Annotated in this window: 16 protein-coding genes; 6 read left to right on the top strand and 10 right to left on the bottom strand. The window is 73.3% G+C overall.

Translation table 11 applies throughout. The features are described 5' to 3' along the window. The first annotated feature begins 32 nt into the window (after nucleotides 1-32). The 5 genes from AB0C84_RS40980 (at nucleotide 33) to AB0C84_RS40960 (ending at nucleotide 6,390) form a co-directional block, all read left to right on the top strand. The gene (locus AB0C84_RS40980) at nucleotides 33-1,112 is read left to right on the top strand and encodes a dihydrodipicolinate synthase family protein (RefSeq protein ID WP_361076987.1); all 1,080 of its coding nucleotides are present in this window, start codon (nucleotides 33-35) and stop codon (nucleotides 1,110-1,112) included. Further along, the gene (locus tag AB0C84_RS40975; protein ID WP_361076945.1) at nucleotides 1,109-1,942 is read left to right on the top strand and encodes a sugar phosphate isomerase/epimerase family protein; all 834 of its coding nucleotides are present in this window, start codon (nucleotides 1,109-1,111) and stop codon (nucleotides 1,940-1,942) included. Before AB0C84_RS40980 ends, AB0C84_RS40975 begins: the two co-directional genes overlap by 4 nt. Continuing rightward, nucleotides 1,939-3,174 (top strand): hypothetical protein, encoded by a 1,236-nt coding sequence (locus tag AB0C84_RS40970; RefSeq protein WP_361076942.1) that lies wholly within the window; start codon nucleotides 1,939-1,941, stop codon nucleotides 3,172-3,174. Before AB0C84_RS40975 ends, AB0C84_RS40970 begins: the two co-directional genes overlap by 4 nt. A gap of 125 nt (nucleotides 3,175-3,299) precedes the next feature. After that, complete coding sequence (locus AB0C84_RS40965) at nucleotides 3,300-5,393, top strand: PQQ-dependent sugar dehydrogenase (protein WP_361076939.1); 2,094 nt, start codon at nucleotides 3,300-3,302, stop codon at nucleotides 5,391-5,393. Between the two features lie 61 nt (nucleotides 5,394-5,454). Next, nucleotides 5,455-6,390, top strand: a complete 936-nt coding sequence (locus AB0C84_RS40960; RefSeq protein ID WP_361076937.1) for a LamG-like jellyroll fold domain-containing protein — start codon at nucleotides 5,455-5,457, stop codon at nucleotides 6,388-6,390. A 48-nt stretch (nucleotides 6,391-6,438) separates the two neighbouring features. Here the strand turns inward: AB0C84_RS40960 and AB0C84_RS40955 are convergent, their stop codons facing one another. The 5 genes from AB0C84_RS40955 to AB0C84_RS40935 all read right to left on the bottom strand — a co-directional run bounded on the left by AB0C84_RS40955 (nucleotide 6,439) and on the right by AB0C84_RS40935 (nucleotide 12,048). Further along, nucleotides 6,439-7,347: a hypothetical protein gene (locus AB0C84_RS40955; RefSeq protein ID WP_361076934.1), complete on the bottom strand. Its 909-nt coding sequence runs from the start codon at nucleotides 7,345-7,347 to the stop codon at nucleotides 6,439-6,441. A gap of 70 nt (nucleotides 7,348-7,417) precedes the next feature. After that, nucleotides 7,418-8,467: a galactose-1-phosphate uridylyltransferase gene (galT, locus tag AB0C84_RS40950; protein WP_361076931.1), complete on the bottom strand. Its 1,050-nt coding sequence runs from the start codon at nucleotides 8,465-8,467 to the stop codon at nucleotides 7,418-7,420. A 13-nt stretch (nucleotides 8,468-8,480) separates the two neighbouring features. After that, nucleotides 8,481-9,041 carry an ATP/GTP-binding protein gene (locus tag AB0C84_RS40945; RefSeq protein ID WP_258941867.1) on the bottom strand — a complete coding sequence of 187 codons (561 nt, stop codon included), beginning with the start codon at nucleotides 9,039-9,041 and terminating at the stop codon, nucleotides 8,481-8,483. 76 nt (nucleotides 9,042-9,117) lie between these two features. Further along, nucleotides 9,118-9,495 (bottom strand): DUF742 domain-containing protein, encoded by a 378-nt coding sequence (locus tag AB0C84_RS40940; RefSeq protein WP_258941866.1) that lies wholly within the window; start codon nucleotides 9,493-9,495, stop codon nucleotides 9,118-9,120. 6 nt (nucleotides 9,496-9,501) lie between these two features. Next, on the bottom strand, nucleotides 9,502-12,048 hold the full coding sequence (locus AB0C84_RS40935) for a nitrate- and nitrite sensing domain-containing protein (protein WP_361076928.1): 2,547 nt from the start codon (nucleotides 12,046-12,048) through the stop codon (nucleotides 9,502-9,504). A gap of 289 nt (nucleotides 12,049-12,337) precedes the next feature. Here AB0C84_RS40935 and AB0C84_RS40930 point away from each other — a divergent pair, with 289 nt between their 5' ends. Next, entirely contained in the window at nucleotides 12,338-13,555 is a 1,218-nt protein-coding gene (locus AB0C84_RS40930; RefSeq protein WP_361076984.1) for an ABC transporter substrate-binding protein, read from the top strand. Nucleotides 13,556-13,824: 269 nt separating this feature from the next. Here AB0C84_RS40930 and AB0C84_RS40925 read toward each other — a convergent pair whose 3' ends face one another. From AB0C84_RS40925 to AB0C84_RS40905, 5 genes are read right to left on the bottom strand one after another with little or no spacing between them, the layout of a single operon-like run. Continuing rightward, a complete protein-coding gene (locus tag AB0C84_RS40925) occupies nucleotides 13,825-14,058 on the bottom strand; it encodes a hypothetical protein (RefSeq protein ID WP_179846570.1) in 234 nt (77 codons plus the stop codon). Nucleotides 14,059-14,105: 47 nt separating this feature from the next. After that, complete coding sequence (locus tag AB0C84_RS40920) at nucleotides 14,106-15,713, bottom strand: serine/threonine-protein kinase (RefSeq protein WP_361076925.1); 1,608 nt, start codon at nucleotides 15,711-15,713, stop codon at nucleotides 14,106-14,108. Nucleotides 15,714-15,753: 40 nt separating this feature from the next. Then, nucleotides 15,754-16,833 (bottom strand): family 2 encapsulin nanocompartment cargo protein polyprenyl transferase, encoded by a 1,080-nt coding sequence (locus AB0C84_RS40915; protein ID WP_361076922.1) that lies wholly within the window; start codon nucleotides 16,831-16,833, stop codon nucleotides 15,754-15,756. Between the two features lie 16 nt (nucleotides 16,834-16,849). Beyond that, complete coding sequence (locus tag AB0C84_RS40910) at nucleotides 16,850-18,220, bottom strand: family 2B encapsulin nanocompartment shell protein (protein ID WP_361076919.1); 1,371 nt, start codon at nucleotides 18,218-18,220, stop codon at nucleotides 16,850-16,852. Then, a complete protein-coding gene (locus AB0C84_RS40905; protein WP_361076916.1) occupies nucleotides 18,217-19,650 on the bottom strand; it encodes a family 2B encapsulin nanocompartment shell protein in 1,434 nt (477 codons plus the stop codon). The genes AB0C84_RS40910 and AB0C84_RS40905 overlap by 4 nt, the downstream gene beginning before the upstream one ends. Nucleotides 19,651-20,189: the final 539 nt, after the last annotated feature.

Here is a 20,189-nt window from a genome sequence, read left to right as displayed (position 1 = left end):
GGATCGATCTGCCCGGGGCGCCCGGCTACGCGATGAGCGAGCCGCGCACCTACAAGCCGCCCGCCGGGCCCGCCGCATCGCGCGTCGCGTACGCGGCCGCGCACGTGGTGGCGGGCGGGGACGCGCTGGACTGGGACGCGACGCTGGCGTTCCGCCGCCACCTGTGGTCGTACGGGCTGGGCGTCGCCGAGGCGATGGACACCGCCCAGCGCGGCATGGGCCTGGACTGGCCGACGACCCGCGAGCTCATCGTGCGGAGCGGTGAGGAAGCGCTTTCAGCAGGGGGCCGCATCGTCTGCGGGGCGGGCACCGACCAGCTGCCCGCCGGGCCCGCGTCGCTGGAGGAGATCGCCGCCGCCTACGAGGAGCAGCTCGCCGTCATCGAGTCCGTCGGCGCGGTGCCGGTGCTGATGGCCAGCCGGCACCTGGCCGCCGCGGCGAGCGGCCCGGAGGACTACGCCGCCGTGTACGGGAGGCTGCTGGCCCAGGTCAGGCGGCCGGTCGTGCTGCACTGGCTGGGCCCGATGTTCGACCCGGCACTGGAGGGCTACTGGGGCTCGTCCGACCTGGACGTGGCGTCCGGCGCCCTGCTCGCCCTGATCGAGGAGCACGCGTCCCGGATCGACGGGGTGAAGATCTCGCTGCTCGACGCGGGACGGGAGATCGACCTGCGCCGCCGGCTGCCGTCCGGGGTCCGCCTCTACACCGGGGACGACTTCAACTATCCGGAGCTGATCCGGGGCGACTCCGAGGGCCACAGCGACGCGCTGCTCGGCGTCTTCGACCCCATCGCGCCCGCCGCCGCGGCCGCCCTGCACGCGCTGGACGGCGGCGACACCGCGTCCTACGAGGAGATCTTCGGCCCGACGGTGCCGCTGGCCCGGCACCTCTTCGAGACCCCCACCTACTACTACAAGACGGGCGTGGTGTTCCTGGCCTGGCTGACGGACCACCAGCGGCACTTCCGGATGGTCGGCGGGCTGGAGACCGCGCGTTCCGTGCCACACATGTCCGGCCTCTTCCAGCTCGCCGACGCCGCCGGCCTCTTCCCCGACCCCGACCTCGCGGCGCACCGGATGCGCGCCTGGCTGACCGTCCAGGGGGCCGCGTGACGAGGTTCAGCCTCAACCAGTGGACGACCAGGCACTGGCCCCTGGAGGAACTCGCCGCCGGCTGCGCGTCCGCCGGGGTGACGGCGGTCGGGCTGTGGCGGGAGCCCGTCGCCGAGTACGGCCTGGCCCGCACGGGCAAGCTCATGCGCGACCACGGGCTGGCGGTCACGTCCCTGTGCCGGGGCGGCTTCTTCCAGGAGCCGGACGCGCTGGAGAACAACCGCCGCGCCGTCGAGGAGGCGGCCGAACTGGGCGCGCCCGCCCTCTGCCTGGTCAGCGGCGGCCTGCCGGACGGGTCCCGCGACCTGGACGGGGCGCGCTCGCGCGTCGCCGACGTCCTGGCCGAGCTCGCGCCCTACGCGGGCGAGCACGGCGTCCAGCTCGCGATCGAGCCGCTGCACCCGATGTTCTGCTCGGACCGCTGCGTCGTCACCACCCTCGGGCAGGCGCTCGACCTGGCGGCGCCGTTCCCGTCCGCCCAGGTGGGCGTCATGGTCGACACCTACCACCTGTGGTGGGACCCGGCCGTGTGGGACGGCATCGCCCGCGCGGGCGCCGAGGGCCGCATCTCGCTGTTCCAGGTCGCCGACTGGGTCACGCCGCTGCCCGAGGGCGTCCTCACCGGACGCGGCATGCTCGGCGACGGGCACGTCGAGCTGCGCCGGTTCCGCGAGGCCGTGGACGCCACCGGCTACACCGGCCCGATCGAAGTGGAGATCTTCAACGACGCGCTCTGGGCCATGCCGGGCCCCGAGGCACTCGCGCTCACGATGGCCCGCTTCGAGGAGCACGTCCTCGAGGAGCACGCCCCCGCGGAGTACGGGGCGTGACGTCCGCTCCGGCGCGCCCGCGCACGTCCGGGTCCGGCGGCGGCCGGACGTGGCGGGCGGCGTCCGGGGCGTGGCTCGGGATCGGGACGGCGCCGGGCGCGCTCGTCCTCGGGGCGCAGGTCGGCGGGCGGCACGGCGGCGCGCTGCCCGTCCCGGTCCTGGTCGTCGGCGGTGCCGTCATGGCCGCGCTGCTCGCCGCGCAGGGGCGTCTCGGCCTGCGGGAGCCCGCCGGGGAGAACGCCGGCATGGCCGACCTCGCGCCCCGCTACCTGGCCCCGGTCGCCGAGCGGGCCTTCACCGCGCTGCTCGCGGTCGCGATGGCCGGCTGGTTCGGGTTCAACGTCGGCCTCGGCGGGGCGGCCGCCGCGGCGCTCGGCGGCGTCCCGGACGCGGTCGGGGTCGCGGCGCTGACCGTCCCCACGGTCGCGGTGCTGGTCGCGGGCGGCGGGCGGTGGAACGCGGTCGCGGTCGTCACCACCCTCACCGCGGTCGCGCTGATCGGCATCGTCGCGGTGAAGCTGGCGCCGCCCGCCTCCCCGGTCTCGTTCGCGCGGGACGGGCCGCCCGGCGTCCTCGCCGCGGACCTCGCCGGCTACATCGGGTACGTGTCGGTGTTCGCCGTGCGGGCCCCCGACTTCACCGTCGGCCTGCGCGGCCGCCGCGACCTCGCGGCGTGCGTCGCCCTGCTCGTCGTCCCGGCCCTGGCGGCCTCCGTCGTCGGCGCCGGGGTCGCGGCGGCCAGCGGCTCCACCGACGTGGTCGCCGTCCTCGCGGGTCCGGACGGCCTTCCGGCCGCGAACCTGTTCGTCGCCGCGTCGGTCATAGCCCCCACCCTCGCCGCCGTCCACTCCGGCGCCCTCGCCACAGACCGCTTCCTCCCCCGCCCGTCCCACGGCGCCCCCACGTCGCGGGGGCGGCGGGTTGTGGCGGTGCTGGCGATCGCTCTGCCCGGGGCGGTACTGGCGGTGATGCGGGTCGACCGGATGCTGCTCGAATGGCTGACGGTGCTGGCGGCGGCGCTGCCGGCGCTCGTCCCGCCGATGGCGGCGGAGTTCGGGCGGAGGCGGCGCGGGCGCGCGGGACGGCCCGTGGCGACGTGGATCTGGGCGCCCGGCGCGGCCGTGGCCGTGGCGCTGACCCTGGCCGGGCATGCGGCCGCCGCACCCGTCGGGCTCGTCGTCTCCGCGGTCGCGACGCTGGTCCACGCGTGGTTCCGCCGCGAACGGTCGTGACGAGATGTCCACATCCGGCTGGCCCGAAATTGATCCTTGACGTCGGGCGACGCCGGTCGTACGTTCTGGAAAGCGCTTCCAGAAAGCGCTTTCCTGCCACCGATCCCCACCCTAGGACGGCTGGAATGCGAAGAAAGCTCAGCTGGTGTCTCCTGACGATCGCGGCGCTGCTGCTTCCGCTGCTCAGCGTCCCGCCTGCGGCGCAGGCCCGGGACGACGCCCCGATCCTCGACCCGATCCCCGACGACCCCGCCCCGTCCGGCCTCGGCCTCGTCCTCCAGGAGGTCGCGCAACTGCCGAAGTCGACGCCGACGGGCACCCCCACCGACCCGCGGCTGCTGCGGTGGAACCGCATCAACCACGTCGGTGAGGTCCCCGACCACTCGGGCCGCCTGTACGTGCCCGACCTGAACGGCAACCTGTACCTGCTCGACAAGAAGACCCGCACCCCGCACGTCTACCTGGACGTCGCCGCCACGTTCGCGCCCGACTTCTTCTCCCAGGCCGGACTCGGACAGGGCTTCGGATTCGTCACGTTCCACCCCGACTTCCGCAAGAACGGGAAGTTCTACACCACGCACGTCGAGGCGGGCGAGGCGCTGAAGACCAAGACGCCCGACCTGACCCCGCAGCCGAAGACCGGCTACCACGGCGTCGTCGACGAGTGGACCGCCACGGACCCGAAGGCCGACACCTTCTCCGGGACGCACCGCGAGATCCTGCGCATCGGGTTCGCCGGGCGCATCCACAACCTCCAGCAGATCGACTTCAACCCGAACGCCCGTCCCGGCGACGCCGACTACGGCAAGCTCTACCTTTCGGTCGGCGACGGCGGCAACGGCAACGTCGGCGACAACGGCGGCGACCCGCAGAACCTCGGCGTCCCGCAGGGCAAGATCCTGCGGATCGACCCGGCCGGCAAGGACGGCGCCAACGGCAAGTACGGCGTCCCGGCCGACAACCCGTTCGCCGGGCAGGCCGGCAAGCTCGGCGAGATCTACGCCTACGGCATGCGCGACCCGCACCGGTTCAGCTGGGACACCGGCGGCACCCACCGCCTGTTCCTCGCGCACATCGGCGAGCACGAGATCGAGTCGATTCACGAGCTCTACCCGGGCGCGAACATCGGGTGGAGCGAGCGGGAGGGCGCGTTCACGTTCCGCAAGGACGACCGCTGCCACCTGTACCCGCTGCCGGCCGACGACGCCAAGTACGACTACGAGTACCCGCTCGCGGCCTACGACCACGACCCGCCCGCCGACTGGAACTGCTCCAGCGACGTCGGCCGCGCCATCTCCGGCGGCTACGTCTACCGGGGCGCGAGGCTGCCCGCTCTGCGCGGCAAGTACCTGTTCACCGACATCGTCAGCGGCCGGCTCATGTACACCGAAGAGTCGGAGATGAAGCACGACGCGACGGGCACGAACCGCGCCCAGATCTACGATCTGGCGGCCTACGACACTTCCGGCAAGCCCGTCACGATGCGGGAGCTGGCCGGTGACCAGCGCGTCGACCTGCGGTACGGGTCGGACGGCAAGGGCGAGCCGTACCTGCTCGCCAAGGCCAACGGCAAGATCTGGAAGGTCGTCGGGACGAAGCGGGTCGCGTCCGGCGCGGCGGGACCGGTCCGCGTCGCGAACGCGATGGACGCCAAGAACTGGACGCCCGTCACGCCGTCCAAGTGGCGGTTCCCCGGCGACCAGGTGATCCTGGCCGAGGCCGGCGAGCAGCGGCCCGGACCGCGCCGCCCGTTCGAGTACGCGGTGCTGAACAAGGGCCCCGCGCTCACCTCGACGCGGATCGACGCGAAGGTGCGGCTCGACACGCCGGTGTCGGTCAGCAACCGGGACGTGATCGTCATCTTCGGCTATCAGGACGACACGCACTACTACTACACCCACCTGTCCAGCGACAACACCATCTACCCCCACAACGGGATCTTCCTGGTGAACGGCGCCGACCGGCTGCGCATCGACCAGCAGTGGAACGCCAACCGGTCGCACGGCGCCCCGCCTGCCATCACCGACGAGGCGTGGCACGGCGTCCGGGTGGACCGTCGCGCGGACACCGGCGAGATCGCCGTGTACGTGGACGGCTCGTCCAAGCCGGTCTTCACGGCCCGCGACACGACCCTCGGCTCCGGCCGGGTGGGCTTCGGCTCGTTCGACAACATCGGCCGGCTCCGCGACCTGACGGTCCGCGGAACCCCGGCGAAGTAACGGCCCCCTCCGGCCGGGCGCCGCGAGCCGGCGCCCGGCCGGAGGGCTCCAAGGAGTCGACATGATGATTCGCCGCGGCACCGCCGCACTCACCACCGCGCTGCTGGGCGCCTCCCTCTGCGTCGCCGCCGCCCCGGCCCACGCCTCGACCGGCGGCGTCTTCCCGCCCCTGAAGAAGAACCTGATCTCCTACTACGACTTCGAGCACCCCGTCCAGGGCGACCCGTCCCGCGAGGCCGACCGCGGAAGCTCCGGAACCACGATCAACCTCATCAACGGCGGCGGGGCGATGCGCGTGCGGGACGGCGCGCGGCGGCACGCCATCCAGCTCGGGCAGGTGAACCCGGCCGCGAAGGGCAACGACGACTGGAAGGCGGGGGTCTTCTCCGCGTCCGGCGTCCCCTCCCTGCGCGCGTTCAGCTCCGCCAAGGGCGCGACGCTGGCGGGCTGGTTCAAGATGACGGGGACGAACCCGAGCCCCAACACCGAGACGTCCAACCCGGCCGACGTCTACAACGCGATCGGCCTGTCCGGCCTGCTCACCGGCGACTCCGACGGCCACGCCGTGCGGGCTCTGCTGGAGATCATCGAGGTCTCCGGCACCCTGCACGTCGTCGCGCTGGGCCGCCGCGTGGACGGCTCGAAGTCACAGACGTTCGCGGCGAGCCAGGACTGGCAGAGCATCCTCCCCCAGAACACCTGGGTGCACCTCGCCGCGACGTTCGACTACGACACCGGCGAGATGGCGCTCTACAAGGACGGGAAGCCGCTGGACGGCTTCTACACGACGGCCGGGGACCCGTGGGGCCTCGAAGGCGCCCCCGAGCCCGACGTCACGTCCGCCACGGACCCCCGCGGCATCAAGATCGGCGGCAGCTACCCGCAGAACACCGCGGAGAAGAACCCCTGCAACTGCCGCATGGACGGCCTGATGTTCCTCGACCGCCCCCTCACCCCGAAGGAAGCGGCCATCCAGTACAAGTTCGCCAACCGCTGACCTCCCACCCCCCACCGCCGGCGCCCACGGGCGCCGGCGGTGCCCTTTTCATGTGCCCAGGCGGGCGGCGTAGAGGCCGGTGTCTGTGGCGGCCAGGAGGGTGCCGTCGGGGGCCAGGGCCAGGTCGTTGGCCGGGGCCGGGAGATCGATGCTGTGGGACGGCTCAGGGGCGGCGGCGTTCCAGGCGAAGACGGTGCCGGGGGCGTCCTGGAGGGCGGCGGCCACCAGGAGGTGACCGCCGACCAGGGCCGCGGCCACGTGGCCGCAGGGGGCCGGGACGGACAGGGTCGCGAGGCGGTCGCCGTCCAGGCCGTGCACGCCCAGGCCCTCCGGGGCCGGGCAGAGCAGGACGAGGCCGTCAGGGGACGGGGTGAGGGTCGCGCAGCCGGGCGGGACGGCGGAGATCTCCTCGCCGCGTTCGAGGTCCAGGAGCGTGACCGCGGCGTCGCCGGCCAGCCCGGCGAGGGCGCCCGTCGCGGGCGTCGCGTGCAGGAGCCCGCGGCCGACGGAGGTGTGGTGGCCGAGCCAGAGGCGGAAGTCGGCGAGGCGCTCGCCGGTGCCCGCGTCCCACACGGCGACCTCGGCGTCGTTCGCGGGGCCGAAGACGGCGACGACCGCGCCGCGGCCGTGGTGGACGGTGAGGCCGAGCAGGTCGGGGTGGGCGTCCAGGGTGAGTTCGCGGCCCGTGCGGAGGTCGTGGACGTGGAGGCGGTCGCGGTGCGTCCAGGCGACCGTCGGCGACCCGGCGGGGAGGCCGAACGCCCACTCGGCCCGGTCGGCCGGGAAGTCGGGGATCGGCGGGCCGAGCGGCGCGCCGGCCGCCAGGTCCCACGCCTGGCCGGTGTTCACGCCCTGCCCGATCCGGGAGGTGAAGGCCAGCGACGGGCGCTCGGCGGTGGCGGTGACGCCGTCGAAGGACCCTCGCGCCAACGGGTCCGCCAGCACGCTTTCCGGCATGCGTCGGAGCGTAGGCCACGCGGCGCAGATCGTTCCGGACACTCGCGAAATCGGTCGGGTCAGGAGCGGGTCAGGAGCGGGCGGCGCGCAGGCGCGCGGCGACGTCCTCCGGCGGGACGTCGTTGATCCAGGCGGCCATGCCCGACTCCGAGCCCGCCAGGTACTTGACCTTGTCGGCGGCGCGCCGGATCGAGAACAGCTCCAGGTGCAGGCGGAGCAGCTCGCGGCCCTCGCCGACCGGCGCCTGGTGCCAGCCCGCGACGTAGGGCAGCGGGGCGCCGTAGAGGGCGTCGCAGCGGCGCAGGAGGTCTCGGTAGAGGACGGCCAGCTCATCGCGCTCCCCCGCGTCGAGGGCGGCCATGTCGGGGACGTGGCGGTGCGGCATGAGGTGCACCTCGACCGGCCAGCGGGCGGCGGCGGGGACGTAGGCCGTCCAGTGCTCGCCGGACAGCACGACGCGGCTGCCGGCGCGCTCGGCCTTCAGGACGTCGCCGAACAGGTCCGGGTTCGCGGAGGCCGACGCCAGCATCCGCTCGGTGCGGGGGGTGAGGAACGGGTAGGCGTAGATCTGGCCGTGCGGGTGGTGCAGGGTGACGCCGATCTCGACGCCGCGGTTCTCGAACGCGAACACCTGCGCGACGCCGGGGATCGCCGACAGCTCGCGGGTGCGGTCGGCCCACGCGTCGACGACCGTCCGGACGCGGGAGACGGGCAGCAGCGCCATCGAGGTGGAGTGGTCGTCAGTGAAGCACACGACCTCGCAGCGCCCGGCGCCGCGGGACCGTTCCACACCGTCGATGGAGGGCGGCACCGGCGGGGTGCGGACGTCGAAGGACGGGAAGCGGTTCTCGAACACGGCGACGTCGTAGGACGCGTCCGGGATCTCCGAGGCCGGGCCGCCGGGGCACAGCGGGCACTGGTCGGCGGGCGGCAGGAACGTGCGCGTGTTGCGGTGCCCGGTGATCGTGACGTGGTCGCCGGTCAGCGGGTCGCGGCGGACCTCGCACACCGGCTCGACCGGCGGCAGGCCGCGCGGATCCGCGGCGGGCGCCCGGCCGGGGGCCTCGTCGTAGTAGACGATCTCGCGGCCGTCGGAGAGCCGCGCGCGTGTCCGGTTCATCTCGACCGGCAGCCTACAGCGCCGGAGCGTCCGCCCGCGCGGTCTCCTCGTGCACCGCCAGCAGGTACCTGACCAGGGTCGTCAGCACGTCCTTGCCGGAGTTGCGCTCCCGGACGTCGCACATCACGACCGGGGTGCCCTCGCTGAGGTCGAGTGCCTCCCGGATCTCCGAGGGCGTGTAGTCGTAGCCGTCGTCGAAGCGGTTCACGGCGATGACGAACGGCAGGCCCCGGTTCTCGAAGTAGTCGACGGCGGGGAAGCAGTCCGAGAGGCGGCGGGTGTCGGCGAGCACGACGGCGCCGAGCGCCCCGTAGGACAGCTCGTCCCACATGAACCAGAACCGGTCCTGGCCGGGCGTGCCGAACAGGTAGAGCACGAGGCCGTCGCGGATCGTGATGCGGCCGAAGTCCATCGCGACGGTGGTGGTGGTCTTCTGCTCGACGCCCTCGGTGTCGTCGACGCCGACGCCCCGGTCGGTGAGCAGCTCCTCGGTCTGCAGCGGGCGGATCTCGCTGACGGAGCCGACGAGCGTGGTCTTGCCGACGCCGAAGCCCCCCGCGACGAGGATCTTCACAGCGACCGGAGTGGCCGGGCCGACCCCCTCCCGGGGTGACGGCCCCGCGCTCCCTCCTGGGGCCGTACCGGCGTTCTCAGAGGGCTTGGAGACCATGGAGCACTTCCCTCAGCAGACGTTCCTTGGAGAGCGCGCTCTCCTGTTGGGGACGGGTGGCGGTGATGAGCCGGTGGTGGAGCAGGTCGCCGAGCAGCACCCGCACGACGACGAGCGGCAGCCCGACCCGCGCCGCGACCTCGGCCACCGGCAGCGGTCGCAGGCACATCTCCAGGATGTCGAGATGTTCGGGGCCGATGCCGGGTGAGCCCGACCGCGGCCGCGCCGCGGTCGAGATTATCGTGATCATGTCGAAGGACTCGCCCGTCGCGGGCCTGGCGCGCCCGCGGGTGAGCGCGTACGACCGCACGATCGGGCCGGCCTCGTCATCTAGCCATTCGCTGCCAGGACCGGTCATGGTCCGTCACGATTCCTCGGTATCGAGGGACTCGGCGCGGCCGCGCCGGGTGCCCCTCTGGATGGACGACATCATCGACCGCAGTTGCTCGGGCGACCGGTCGGCGCGGGCGGCGGGCGCGGGCGCGGCCGGCTCGGAGCGTTCCTCGCGCAGCTGGGAGGCCATGTTCTCCTGCCGGACCCGCTTCGGCAACGAGGGGCGGTCCGAGCCGGACGACTTGCCCGGGGGACGGCGCCGGACCTCGCGGGGCGAGCGCGGCACGCTCGGCGGAGGCGGGGGCGGGGGCGACGCGGGTTCGGGCGACGGGTCGCCCCACGGCGACGCGGCCGGCCGGGGCGCCGGCGAGGAGCCCTGGATCGGCTCCTCGAACACCGGGATGGGACCGGTCAGCGCGTCCGGCTCTCCGGACGGCTGCCCGGACGGGGACATGGCGGAGGCCGGGGGGATGAACGGGCGGACGGGCTGCGCGGGCTGGGCGAGCGGTTCCGGCGGCGGGGTCTGAGACGGGGACGGTGACGGTGACGGGACCGCGGACGGCGCCGCGTGCCGTCCGGACGGCAGGTGCAGCACGGACCCGCCCTCGTCGAGCACCGGCTGCGGGCCGCTGCGGACGCTGGCGCCGCCCACGACCGTGCCGACGGGGACGAGCGCGTCCTCGGCGCGGCGGGTGGTGAGCGCGGGCGCGCTCTGCGCCGGGCCGCCCTCGTCGGGGACGACGAGCTCCTCGGGCAGCAGCACGATCGCGGTCATGCCGCCGTAGGGGGACGTCCGCAGCGTGACCTTGATGCCGTGCCGGCGGGCCAGCCGGCCGACGACGAACAGGCCGAGCTGGGCGCTGTCGGACAGGTCGAACTCGGCGGCGGTGGCGAGCCGCTCGTTGGCGGCGGCGAGGCTGGGCTCGTCCATGCTGAGGCCGCGGTCCTCGACCTCCAGCGTGAACCCGTGCGAGACGGCCTGCCCCTGCACCTGGACGGTCGTGTGCGGCGGCGAGAACGTCGCGGCGTTCTCGATCAGCTCGGCGAGCAGGTGGATGACGTCGGCGACGGCCGGGCCGACGATGGCGGCGCGGGTCATCGGGGCGACGTTGACGCGGGTGTAGTCCTCGACCTCGGACGCGGCGGCGCGGGCGACGTCCACGATCGCGACGGGGCTGCGCCAGCCGCGGCCGGGCGCCTGCCCGGACAGGATGATCAGGCCCTCGGCGTGCCGCCGCATGCGGGTGGCGAGGTGGTCGACCCGGAACAGGTCCTCCAGGTCGTCGGGGGTCTCGATGCGCCGCTCCATCGAGTCCAGCAGCTTGAGCTGGCGGTGCAGCAGCGTCTGGCTGCGGCGGGCGAGGTTGACGAACACGTCGCTGACGTTGCGGCGGAGCGTCGCCTCCTCGACGGCGCTCTGGATCGCGGTGCGGCGGGCGGCGTTGAACGCCTCGCCGACCTGGTCGATCTCGCGGGTCCCGAACGCCAGCGGCGGCGCCTCGGCGGCCACGTCGACCTCCTCGCCGCGGCGCAGCCGGCGGATCACGCCGGGCAGCCGGACGTCGGCCAGGTCGATCGCCTCGCGGCGCAGGCGGCGCAGCTCGCGGATGACGGAGCGGGCGACCCAGACCGCGAGGACGAGGGTGGCGACGACCGCGACCAGCCCGAGCGCGCCCGCGAGGACGACGCGGGTGATGATGCCCTCGGAGATCGGCTGGGCGCGCTTCTCGGCGCCCGCCGACACCGACAGTTCGAGGCCGCGCAGCCGGGTGAGGTTGGAGTCGGCGGTGGTCTTCCACAGCGCGCCGGCGGCGCCGGTGGCGTTGACCAGCCGGGGCGCGGCGACGAAGCGGTCCTCCAGCGTCCGGAGCCGGCTGTACTCGGGCATGCCGACGATGCGCTCGTAGTAGGCCTGGTCGGGGGAGCGCAGCTCGGCCGCCGTGTAGGTGTAGAGGGTGCGCTGCGTGCCGACGAGCTTGACGTACTGGGAGTGCTCGCCGGGTGTGATCTTGCCGGCGGCGAGCGCGCCCGCCAGCAGCGCGTCCTCCTGCGCGAGGACCTCACGGGCCCGGGTCAGCGACGCCTCGTTGCGGGCGTCCTTGGCGACCTCGGAGTTGTCCAGGGTGGCGAGCGAGCCCTGCAGCGCGCCGACGTCGCCGAGCAGGGCCGTGTAGTCGGCGAAGGTGCGGGCCCGGTCCAGGCGGCCGGCGTCGATGGCGCGGCGCCGGTCGTCCAGCCCGTCCAGCTCGGTCAGGATCTTGCCGGCGATGCGCTGGGCGTCCTTCGGGGCGGCGCCGTCGACGGCCTCGGACTCGGCGAGCTTGCGGAACAGGTCGGCCTGCCGGTCGGTGACCAGGCGGCCGGACTCCATGGCGGCGCGGTCTCCCTCCGCGCGGCCGCCGAGGTACACCATCGACAGGCGCCGCTCGGCCTGCAGGGCGCTGCCGAGCGCACCCGACGGGTAGCCGTAGTGGTCCTGGACGGTCTTGACGTGGCGGAGGTTGAGCCCCTCGCCGAGCGCGATGCTCGCGGCGAACGCCCACAGGACGCCGAGGGAGACCACCGAGACGGTGACCATCAGGACGACCTTGAAGCGGATGGACCGGAAACGCGCGGCCTTGGGAGCCCGCCGGTGTCCGGCGGACGAGTCCGTTGTGCGGCCTCGATTTGGCACTGCGGCTGAACCTTCAACTCGGTCGGACGGCTGACATCGACTGGTCGGACGGCTGGCATCGATTGCGTGCGGAGCGGCTCACGCGGAACGCAGGAGAGCCTAGGACGGTCCGCCACCATGTGTCGACAGTTTCCAGATCATCACGTTTTGTGGCGACGGACAGCCCAAAATACCCCTACGATGCCTCAGCGTGATGGCTCGTACCCCAGATGCGACGACGACCGTGCGCCCACCGGCCCGCGCCCGCCGGACCCTGCTCGCCACGGGGGCGCTGGTCGCGGCGGCGCTGACCGGCGCCTGCAGTGGCGGCTCCGACGGGGCCGCCGCGCCGCCCGACGTCCCGATGCTGCAGGAACTCGGCACTCCGGAGGGCCGGCTCGACCTCGTCGCCTGGGCCGGGTACGCCGAGAACGGCACCAACGACCCGAAGGTCGACTGGGTCACGCCGTTCACGAAGGCGACCGGCTGCAAGGTGTACACGAAGGTCGCCGACACCTCCGACTCGATGGTCGCGCTCATGAAGACCGGGCGGTACGACGGCGTGTCGGCGTCCGGCGACGCGAGCCTTCGGCTCATCTACGGCGGGACGGTGGCGCCCGTCAACACCGGCCTGCTCAGCAGCTGGGAGGACATCGCCAAGTACCTGAAGAACCAGCCGTACAACTCCGCCGCCGGGCGGATGTACGGCGTCCCGCACGGCTACGGCGCCAACATGCTGATGTACCGGACGGACAAGATCACCCAGCGTCCGACGTCGTGGAGCGTGGTGTGGGACAAGGAGTCCCCCGCGGCCGGGCACGTCGTCGCCTACGACTCCCCCATCTACATCGCCGACGCCGCGCTCTACCTGAAGACGCACCGTCCCGATCTGAAGATCACCGACGTCTACGAGCTGGACGACAAGCAGTTCGACGCCGCGGTGGACCTGCTCAAGAAGCAGCGCCCGAACGTCAACCAGTACTGGGCCAACTACCTGGACGAACTCCAGTCGTTCAAGAGCGGCTACAACTACGCCGGCACCGCCTGGCAGGTGACCGCGAACCTGGCCATGACGGACAAGGCGCCGGTCGCCACGACGATCCCGGACGAGGGCGCGACCGGCTGGTCCGACACGTGGATGATCTCCTCGAAGGCCCAGCATCCGACCTGCATGTACAAGTGGATGAACTGGATCACCATGCCGAAGGTGCAGGCGGAGGTCGCGCAGTGGTTCGGCGAGGCGCCCGCCAACCCCAAGGCGTGCCGGTACACGGCCAAGGGCTTCTGCTCGACCTATCACGTCGGCGACCCGGAGTTCTACAAGCGCCTGGCGTTCTGGAAAACCCCGGTGAAGAACTGCGGGGACGACCGCGGCAACAAATGCGTGGACTACTCCCGCTGGGCCCAGGCCTGGACGCAGATCAAGGGCTGACCCCCGGCTGACCTGCGCCTCAGGTGGTGAACGCTGATACCTCCCCCGGCCGACGCGCGAAACGACGCCCGTCGGCGATGGTGAAATCGAACGAATGTGGGCAGGTGTTTCGTACCAGGGGCGAGTAAAGCCGGGGGAAGGGGAGCGTCATGAAGGGTCGAGTCCGCGTCAGAATCGAAAAACGCACCGCCGCCGACCTGGCCGAACGAACATCTTTGGACCTGCGCACGCCGTCCGGCCGCGTCCTTCCGTACTGACCGGCCCCGCCGTCAGGGCCAGCGGTACTCGGCGCCTTCGGCCGGGACGTGGTGGGGCAGATAGCACTTCGTCGTGACGTGCTCGTCCTTGCAGTCGAGGCACAGGTAGGTGCGGTGGCCGCGCAGCCCCCGGCCCCGCCTGTCGCAGGGCGGGCAGACGCACGGCGACCAGCCGACGATGACCCGGCCCGGGTCGAGCCGGTGCCCGGCGGGGCACAGGAACGGGACGTGTTCGGGAGCCTGCACGGCTCGACCCTACTCGAACATATGATCGAACCGGAAGCGGGCCCCGCTCAGGAGGCGGGCTTCATCGTGTAGCAGTAGTTCGACTTGCCCTTGAAGTAGTGGCGGGCCCGGGGGTCGTCGAACCGCCACCGGCACGCGTCGTCGAGCTGGGCCGTCGACAGCTTCATGGTGTCGCCCTTGCGCATGACGCAGTACTCGCCGGGAGTCGGCGTCTCCCGGTACTCGATCCACTCCCAGCCGAGCTTCTGGCAGTACGGGGTGAAGTGCCCGGGGCCGAGATCGGCCCGCACGAGCCTCACCTTGCGCGAGGGCGGGGGCGAGGACGAGGGCGGCCGGGACGACCCCGGCGCCCGCGGCGTCGTGGAGGCGGCGGACGGGGACGTGCCCGGACGTGCCGCGCCGGTCCGCCCTCCGGCGGTTCCGGGCGAGCCACCGGCGGTGGACGGTGTGGCGGCCAGGCCCGCGGAGGCCGCCGGCCCCACGGGGTGACCCTTCTTGCCGCCGGAGTCGCCGTTCGCGAACCAGACGACCGCGACGGCGGCGGCGACGGCCACCGCGGTGGCGCCCGCACCGGCGAGGACGATCCGCCTGCGCCTTCGCGGCTTGGGCGGCACCGTCAACGCGCTCGCCGCGCCGAAGTCGGACGGCGGCATGAGCTCGGACGAAGGGAGGGTGCCGTTCGGCGGTGCAGCCGGCGCGGACGGGACCGGCGGAGTCAGAGCCGGCGGAGACGAATCCGGTGAGGTCAGGGCCGGAGGAGGCGGCGCCGATGGAGTCGGATCCGGTGGAGAGGGATCCGGCGGGGCCGGGCTCGACGAATCAGGCGCGGGCGGTGGCGGCACCGGCGACGCGGCCCGGGCTCGGCCCGTCCTGAGGACGAGGCGGTCGAGGACCTGCTGCGCCGACGGGCGGGACGCCGGGTCCTTGGCGAAGCACTCGGCGAGGAGGCCGCGCAGCGGCTCCTCCACACCGGCGAGGGACGGCTCCTCGTTCGCGATGCGGTTGAAGACGATGGCGACGGACTCGTTGCCGAACGGCGGGCGGCCGGTCGCCGCGAACAGCATCGTGGACGCCCACGCGAAGACGTCGACCGCGGGACCGATCTCGCCCGGTTCGAGCTGCTCGGGCGCCATGTAGGCGGGCGTCCCGACGGCGCGGCTGACCATCGTCTGCGCGCCCGACAGGGCGCGCGAGATGCCGAAGTCGATGACCCGCGGGCCGTCCGCGCCGATCAGCACGTTGTGCGGCTTGAGGTCGCGGTGCAGGATCCCGGCGTCGTGCAGGGCGACGAGGGCCGTGGCCGTCGCGACGGCCAGCCGGTCGAGCGCGCTGCCGGACCGGGGGCCGTGCTCGGCGACGACCCGGCTGAGCGGCGGCCCGTCGACGTACTCGCTGACGATGTAGCGGCGCTCGCCGACCGCGCCGGAGTCGAGCACCTGCGCGATGCAGAACCGCGCGACCTGCTCGGCCGCCTCCAACTCGCGGGCGAAGGTGTCGATGGCGCCGGTCAGCTGCGGGTGGAACACCTTGACGGCGACGCGGGTCCCGTCGGGCGCGTGCCCGAGATAGACCACGCCCTGCCCGCCCTCGCCGAGCCGGGAGGCGAGCCGGTAGGCGCCGAGCTGCTCGGGATCGGCGGGGTGGAGGGGCGGCACGCCCTGCAGTGTAGGGGCAGAGCTCGCTACGGGCGGGAGATCAGTGGTCGCGGTCGGTCATCAGGCGGGCCAGTCCCCGGAGCTCGGCGTCGGGGCAGGGCGCGGCGCCGGCGGCGTCGAGGTCGGCGAGGGCGTCGGTGAGGAGTTCGTCGGCGTGCGCGGCGGCCCAGGCGCGGCCGCCCGCCGCGTCGACGAGCCCTGCGGCGACGACCGCCTCCTCGTCGGTGAGCGGCGCGTCGCGCAGGTAGAGGGCGGCGAGGTCGCCCCCGGCGGCGCTGCCGGAGGTGAGGGCCGCGACGACCGGCAGCGACTTCTTGCGGCGGCGCAGGTCGGCGTGGACGGGCTTGCCCGTGACCGCCGGTTCGCCCCAGATGCCGAGCAGGTCGTCGACGAGCTGGAAGGCCAGCCCGAGGCGCTCGCCGAAGACGCGCAGGCGGGAGACCTGCCCGGCGGTGCCGCCGCCGTACACGGCGCCGAGCGCGCACGAGGCGCCGAGCAGCGCGCCGGTCTTGCCCGCGGCCATGGCCAGGCACTCGTCGAGCGTGACGTCGGCGCGCTCCTCGAACGCCAGGTCGGCGCGCTGGCCCTCGACCAGTTCCAGGACGGCCCGGGCGAGGATGCGCACGCCGCGGGCCACCACCGCGGAGGGCTCCTCGGCGAGGATCTCGTAGGCGGCGGCGAGGAGGGCGTCCCCGGACAGGATCGCGGCGTTGGCGCCGAACACCGCCCACGCGGTGGGGCGGTGCCGGCGGGTGAGGTCGCCGTCCATCACGTCGTCGTGCATGAGGGAGAAGTTGTGCGCGAGTTCGACCGCCACGGCGGCCGGCAGGGCGGCCTGGACCGTCCCGCCGACCGCCTCCGCGGCCAGCAGCGTGAGCGCGGGCCGGATCGCCTTGCCGCCCGCCCCGGCGGCAGGCCGGCCGCGCTCGTCGCGCCAGCCGAAGTGGAAGCCCGCGGTGGAGCGCGACGCGTCCGGCATGGACTCGACCACGTGCCGCAGCGCGGGGTCGAGCAGGCGGCGGCTCCAGGTCAGCACCTCCGCCGCCGTCCGGGGGCGGTGCCGCGGCCCCGTCCGGTGGTCGCAGCCGATCACGGCCGGGTCGTCTCTCCAGGCGGGCATGGCGGGTCCCCTCTCGTCAGCGGGCGATCTCGACGTTCTCCAGGACGCCGAGGGCGTCGGGGACCAGCACGGCGGCCGACTGGTAGGCGCTGACCAGGTAGGTCAGCAGCCCCCTGTCGTCGATGCCGGTGAACCGGACGGCGAGGCCCGGCCGGACCTCGCCCTCCAGTCCGGTGCGGTGCAGGCCCACGACGCCCTGGTCGTCCTCGCCGGTGCGCAGCGCGAGGATCGAGCTGGTCCCGGTCGGGGAGATGGGGATCTTGTCGGACGGGAGGATCGGGACGCCGCGCCAGGCGTGCACGCGGCGGCCCTCGACCTCGACGGGCGCGGGGTACACGCCGCGCCGCGTGCACTCCCGGCCGATCGCCGCGATCGTCTTCGGATGGGCGAGGAAGAACCGGGTCTTGCGGCGCCGGGCCAGCAGCTCGTCCATGTCGGCGGGGGTCGGCGGGCCCCCGAGCGTCTGGATGCGCTGCCGCAGGTCCGCGTTGTGCAGCAGCCCGAAGTCGCGATTGTTGATCAGTTCGTGCTCCTGGCGCTCCCTGACCTCCTCGATCGTCAGCCTGAGCTGCTGCTCGACCTGGTCCATCGGCTCGCTGTAGAGGTCGGCGACCCGGGAGTGGACGCGCAGGATCGTCTGGGTGACGGCCAGCTCGTACTCGCGGGGCGAGGCCTCGTAGTCGACGAACGTGCCGGGCAGGACGGGCTCGCCGCCGTGCCCGGACGCCACCTCGATCGCCGCCTCGCCGTGCCTGGTCCGCGGCGGGGCGGGCGCGGCGCGGTACTCCTCCAGGTGCGCGCGCAGCGCCTCGGACCGCTCGGTCAGCTCCTCGATCGCCTCCCGCGGCAGCGACAGGACGATCACGGGGGTGAGCGCGCGGAACGTGTGCGCCCACTCCCCCGGCTCGCCGAGCAGGGCGTCGGCGCCGAAGAACCCGCCGCCGTCGCGGACGCCGACCCGGCCGGCGGCGTCGTAGGCGCCGGGGACGCTCTCCTCGACCTTGCCGTGCGCGATCAGGTGGACCGCGTCGAGGGGCCCGCCCGACTCCGCGATCAGCTCGCCGGGCGCGTACTCGCGCTGCTCGAACCGCGCGGCGAGACCGTCCAGGACCGCGGGGTCGGACAGGCCGCGCAGCGGCGGCAGCTCGGCCAGTTCGGGCGGGACGACCCGGATCGCCGCGCCGTCGTTGACGAACGTCACGAGCCCGTCGCCGAGCCGGTAGGTGAGGCGGCGGTTCACCCGGTAGGCACCGCCGCCGGCCTGCACCCACGGCAGCTGCGACAGCAGCCACCGCGGGGTGATGCCCTGCGTCTGCGGGACGGTCTTGGTGGTGGAGGCGAGATTGCGTGCGGCGCGGGTGGAGAGGGCCAGGCGTTCTTCCGTCACGCGCCGGCACCGCCGTGGGCGACCTCGACGGACTCCAGCATGCCGAGCGCGTCGGGCACCAGGACGGCGGCCGAGTAGTACGCGCTGACCAGGTAGTTGAGGAGCGCCTTGTCGTCGATGCCCATGTACCGGACCGACAGGCCCGGCTGGTACTCGTCCGGCAGGCCGACCTGGTGCAGCCCGACGACGCCCTGCGCCGCCTCGCCGGTCCGCATCAGCAGGATCGAGCTGGTCAGCGTCGGCGAGACCGGGATCTTGTTGCACGGGAAGATGGGCACGCCGCGCCAGCCGGGCACCTTGTGGCCGCCGACGTCCACGCTGTCGGGGTAGATGCCGCGGGCGCTGCACTCGCGGCCGAACGCGGCGATCGCCTTCGGGTGCGCGAGGAAGAACGCGGGGTCCTTCCAGACGAGGGTGAGCAGGTCGTCCATGTCGTCGGGGGTGGGGGGCCCGGAGCGGGTGTGGATGCGCTGCGACAGGTCGGTGTTGTGCAGCAGGCCGAAGTCGCGGTTGTTGACGATCTCCTGCTCCTGGCGCTCGCGCAGCGCCTCGATGGTCAGCCTGAGCTGCTGCTCGATCTGGTCCATCGGCTGGTTGTAGAGGTCGGCGACGCGGGTGTGGACCCGCAGCACGGTCTGCGCGACGCTCAGCTCGTACTCGCGGGGGGACGCCTCGTAGTCGACGAACGTGCTCGGCAGGACGGGCTCGCCGTCGTGCCCGGACGCCACCTCGATCGCCGCCTCGCCGTGCGCGTTGTGCGCGCGCCGCGGGCTCGCCCGGTACTCGTCGAGGTGCGCCTGGAGCGAGGAGGACCGGCCGAGCGTCTCCTGGAAGTCGGCCTGGCTCATGCTGAGGATCGTGCAGGTCGTCACCGCCTTGACGGTGTGCTCCCAGGTCGGCGGCTCCTCGCCCTCCTGCGTCCCGAGGAGGGCCTGCTCGCCGAAGAAGTCGCCGTTCGCGAGCGTCCCGAGGACGGCGTCGGAGCCGTACTCGCCGGCGCCGATCTTGCTGAGCTTGCCGTGCGCGACGAGGACGACGCGGTCGACGGGGCGCCCCCGTTCGACGACGACGTCACCGGGCGCGTACTCCTGCTGGGTGAAGCGTCCCGCGATGGCGTCCAGGGTCAGGTCGTCGTCGTAGCCCCGCAGCGGGGCCAGCTCGCCGAGCTCGCGCGGGATCACGCGGACGTCCGCGCCGGTGGTCACGAAGGTGACCCGGCCGTCGCCCAGCGTGTAGGTGAGCCGCCGGTTGACGCGGTAGGTGCCGCCGGAAGCCTGCACCCAGGGCAGCAGCTTCAGCAACCACCGCGACGTGATGCCCTGCATCTGCGGGACGGACTTGGTCGTGGTCGCCAGGTTCCGCGCGGCCGCGGTGCCGAGGCTCAGCTGGTGGTCCTGTTGCTGGTGCTCCTGTTGCTGCTGTTCCGTCACGTCCACACCACCGATTCGTCGTGGTCCTGCGGGGAAGAGGTGGCCTTTGGCCACCCGTGACGCTACAGACGGTAATGAGACGGTCGCAAGGAGCCATTCGCAGCACCTCTGATTTGCTCCCGCGCCACACAACTCGCACCCAGGCGCAACATCCCCCGTAACGCCCCTGCTCGCCGCCGCGGGACCGGGGTGACGGGCGCCGGCGGGGCGACGAGCTGCGACTCTCACCCTCCGTAGAGGTTTCGTCGCAGGTCAGAAGTGGCGAACGTGGGGCAGATCACCCATCGGGCGGCGCCGCCGAGGAAAGATCCACTGCTTCTTGATGTTGAACATGGTGTGCACCGGACCGGGCCCGGTTCAGGACGGGCCCGGCGGAATTCGAGAGGAGGCCCCCAGTGACCGGAGTGTGGACCGCACTGGCGATCGAGACCGGAGCCGCGCTGGTGATCGCGGGTTCGCTGGCGGGCTGGGCCCGCCGGCGCTTCGCCCGCGACCACTGACCGACCGCCGGAGCGCGCCGTGCCCGGCTCACCGGGCAC

Origin of the sequence: Actinomadura sp. NPDC048955 (assembly GCF_040649435.1) — a bacterium.
In the GTDB taxonomy this organism is placed as follows: Bacteria; Actinomycetota; Actinomycetes; order Streptosporangiales; family Streptosporangiaceae; genus Spirillospora; species Spirillospora luteofluorescens.
Note: the sequence above shows the minus strand (reverse complement) of the source record. Positions and strands in the feature narration are given on the sequence as shown.

Coding starts and splice junctions, on each gene's coding strand:
- galT (WP_361076931.1), bottom strand. CDS start 8,467: ATGAACCGGACACGCGCGCGGCTCTCCGACGGCCGCGAGATCGTCTAC.
- AB0C84_RS40940 (WP_258941866.1), bottom strand. CDS start 9,495: ATGACCGGTCCTGGCAGCGAATGGCTAGATGACGAGGCCGGCCCGATC.
- AB0C84_RS40930 (WP_361076984.1), top strand. CDS start 12,338: ATGGCTCGTACCCCAGATGCGACGACGACCGTGCGCCCACCGGCCCGC.
- AB0C84_RS40915 (WP_361076922.1), bottom strand. CDS start 16,833: ATGCCCGCCTGGAGAGACGACCCGGCCGTGATCGGCTGCGACCACCGG.
- AB0C84_RS40955 (WP_361076934.1), bottom strand. CDS start 7,347: ATGCCGGAAAGCGTGCTGGCGGACCCGTTGGCGCGAGGGTCCTTCGAC.
- AB0C84_RS40965 (WP_361076939.1), top strand. CDS start 3,300: ATGCGAAGAAAGCTCAGCTGGTGTCTCCTGACGATCGCGGCGCTGCTG.
- AB0C84_RS40980 (WP_361076987.1), top strand. CDS start 33: ATGAGCGAGCCGCGCACCTACAAGCCGCCCGCCGGGCCCGCCGCATCG.
- AB0C84_RS40960 (WP_361076937.1), top strand. CDS start 5,455: ATGATGATTCGCCGCGGCACCGCCGCACTCACCACCGCGCTGCTGGGC.
- AB0C84_RS40935 (WP_361076928.1), bottom strand. CDS start 12,048: ATGGTCACCGTCTCGGTGGTCTCCCTCGGCGTCCTGTGGGCGTTCGCC.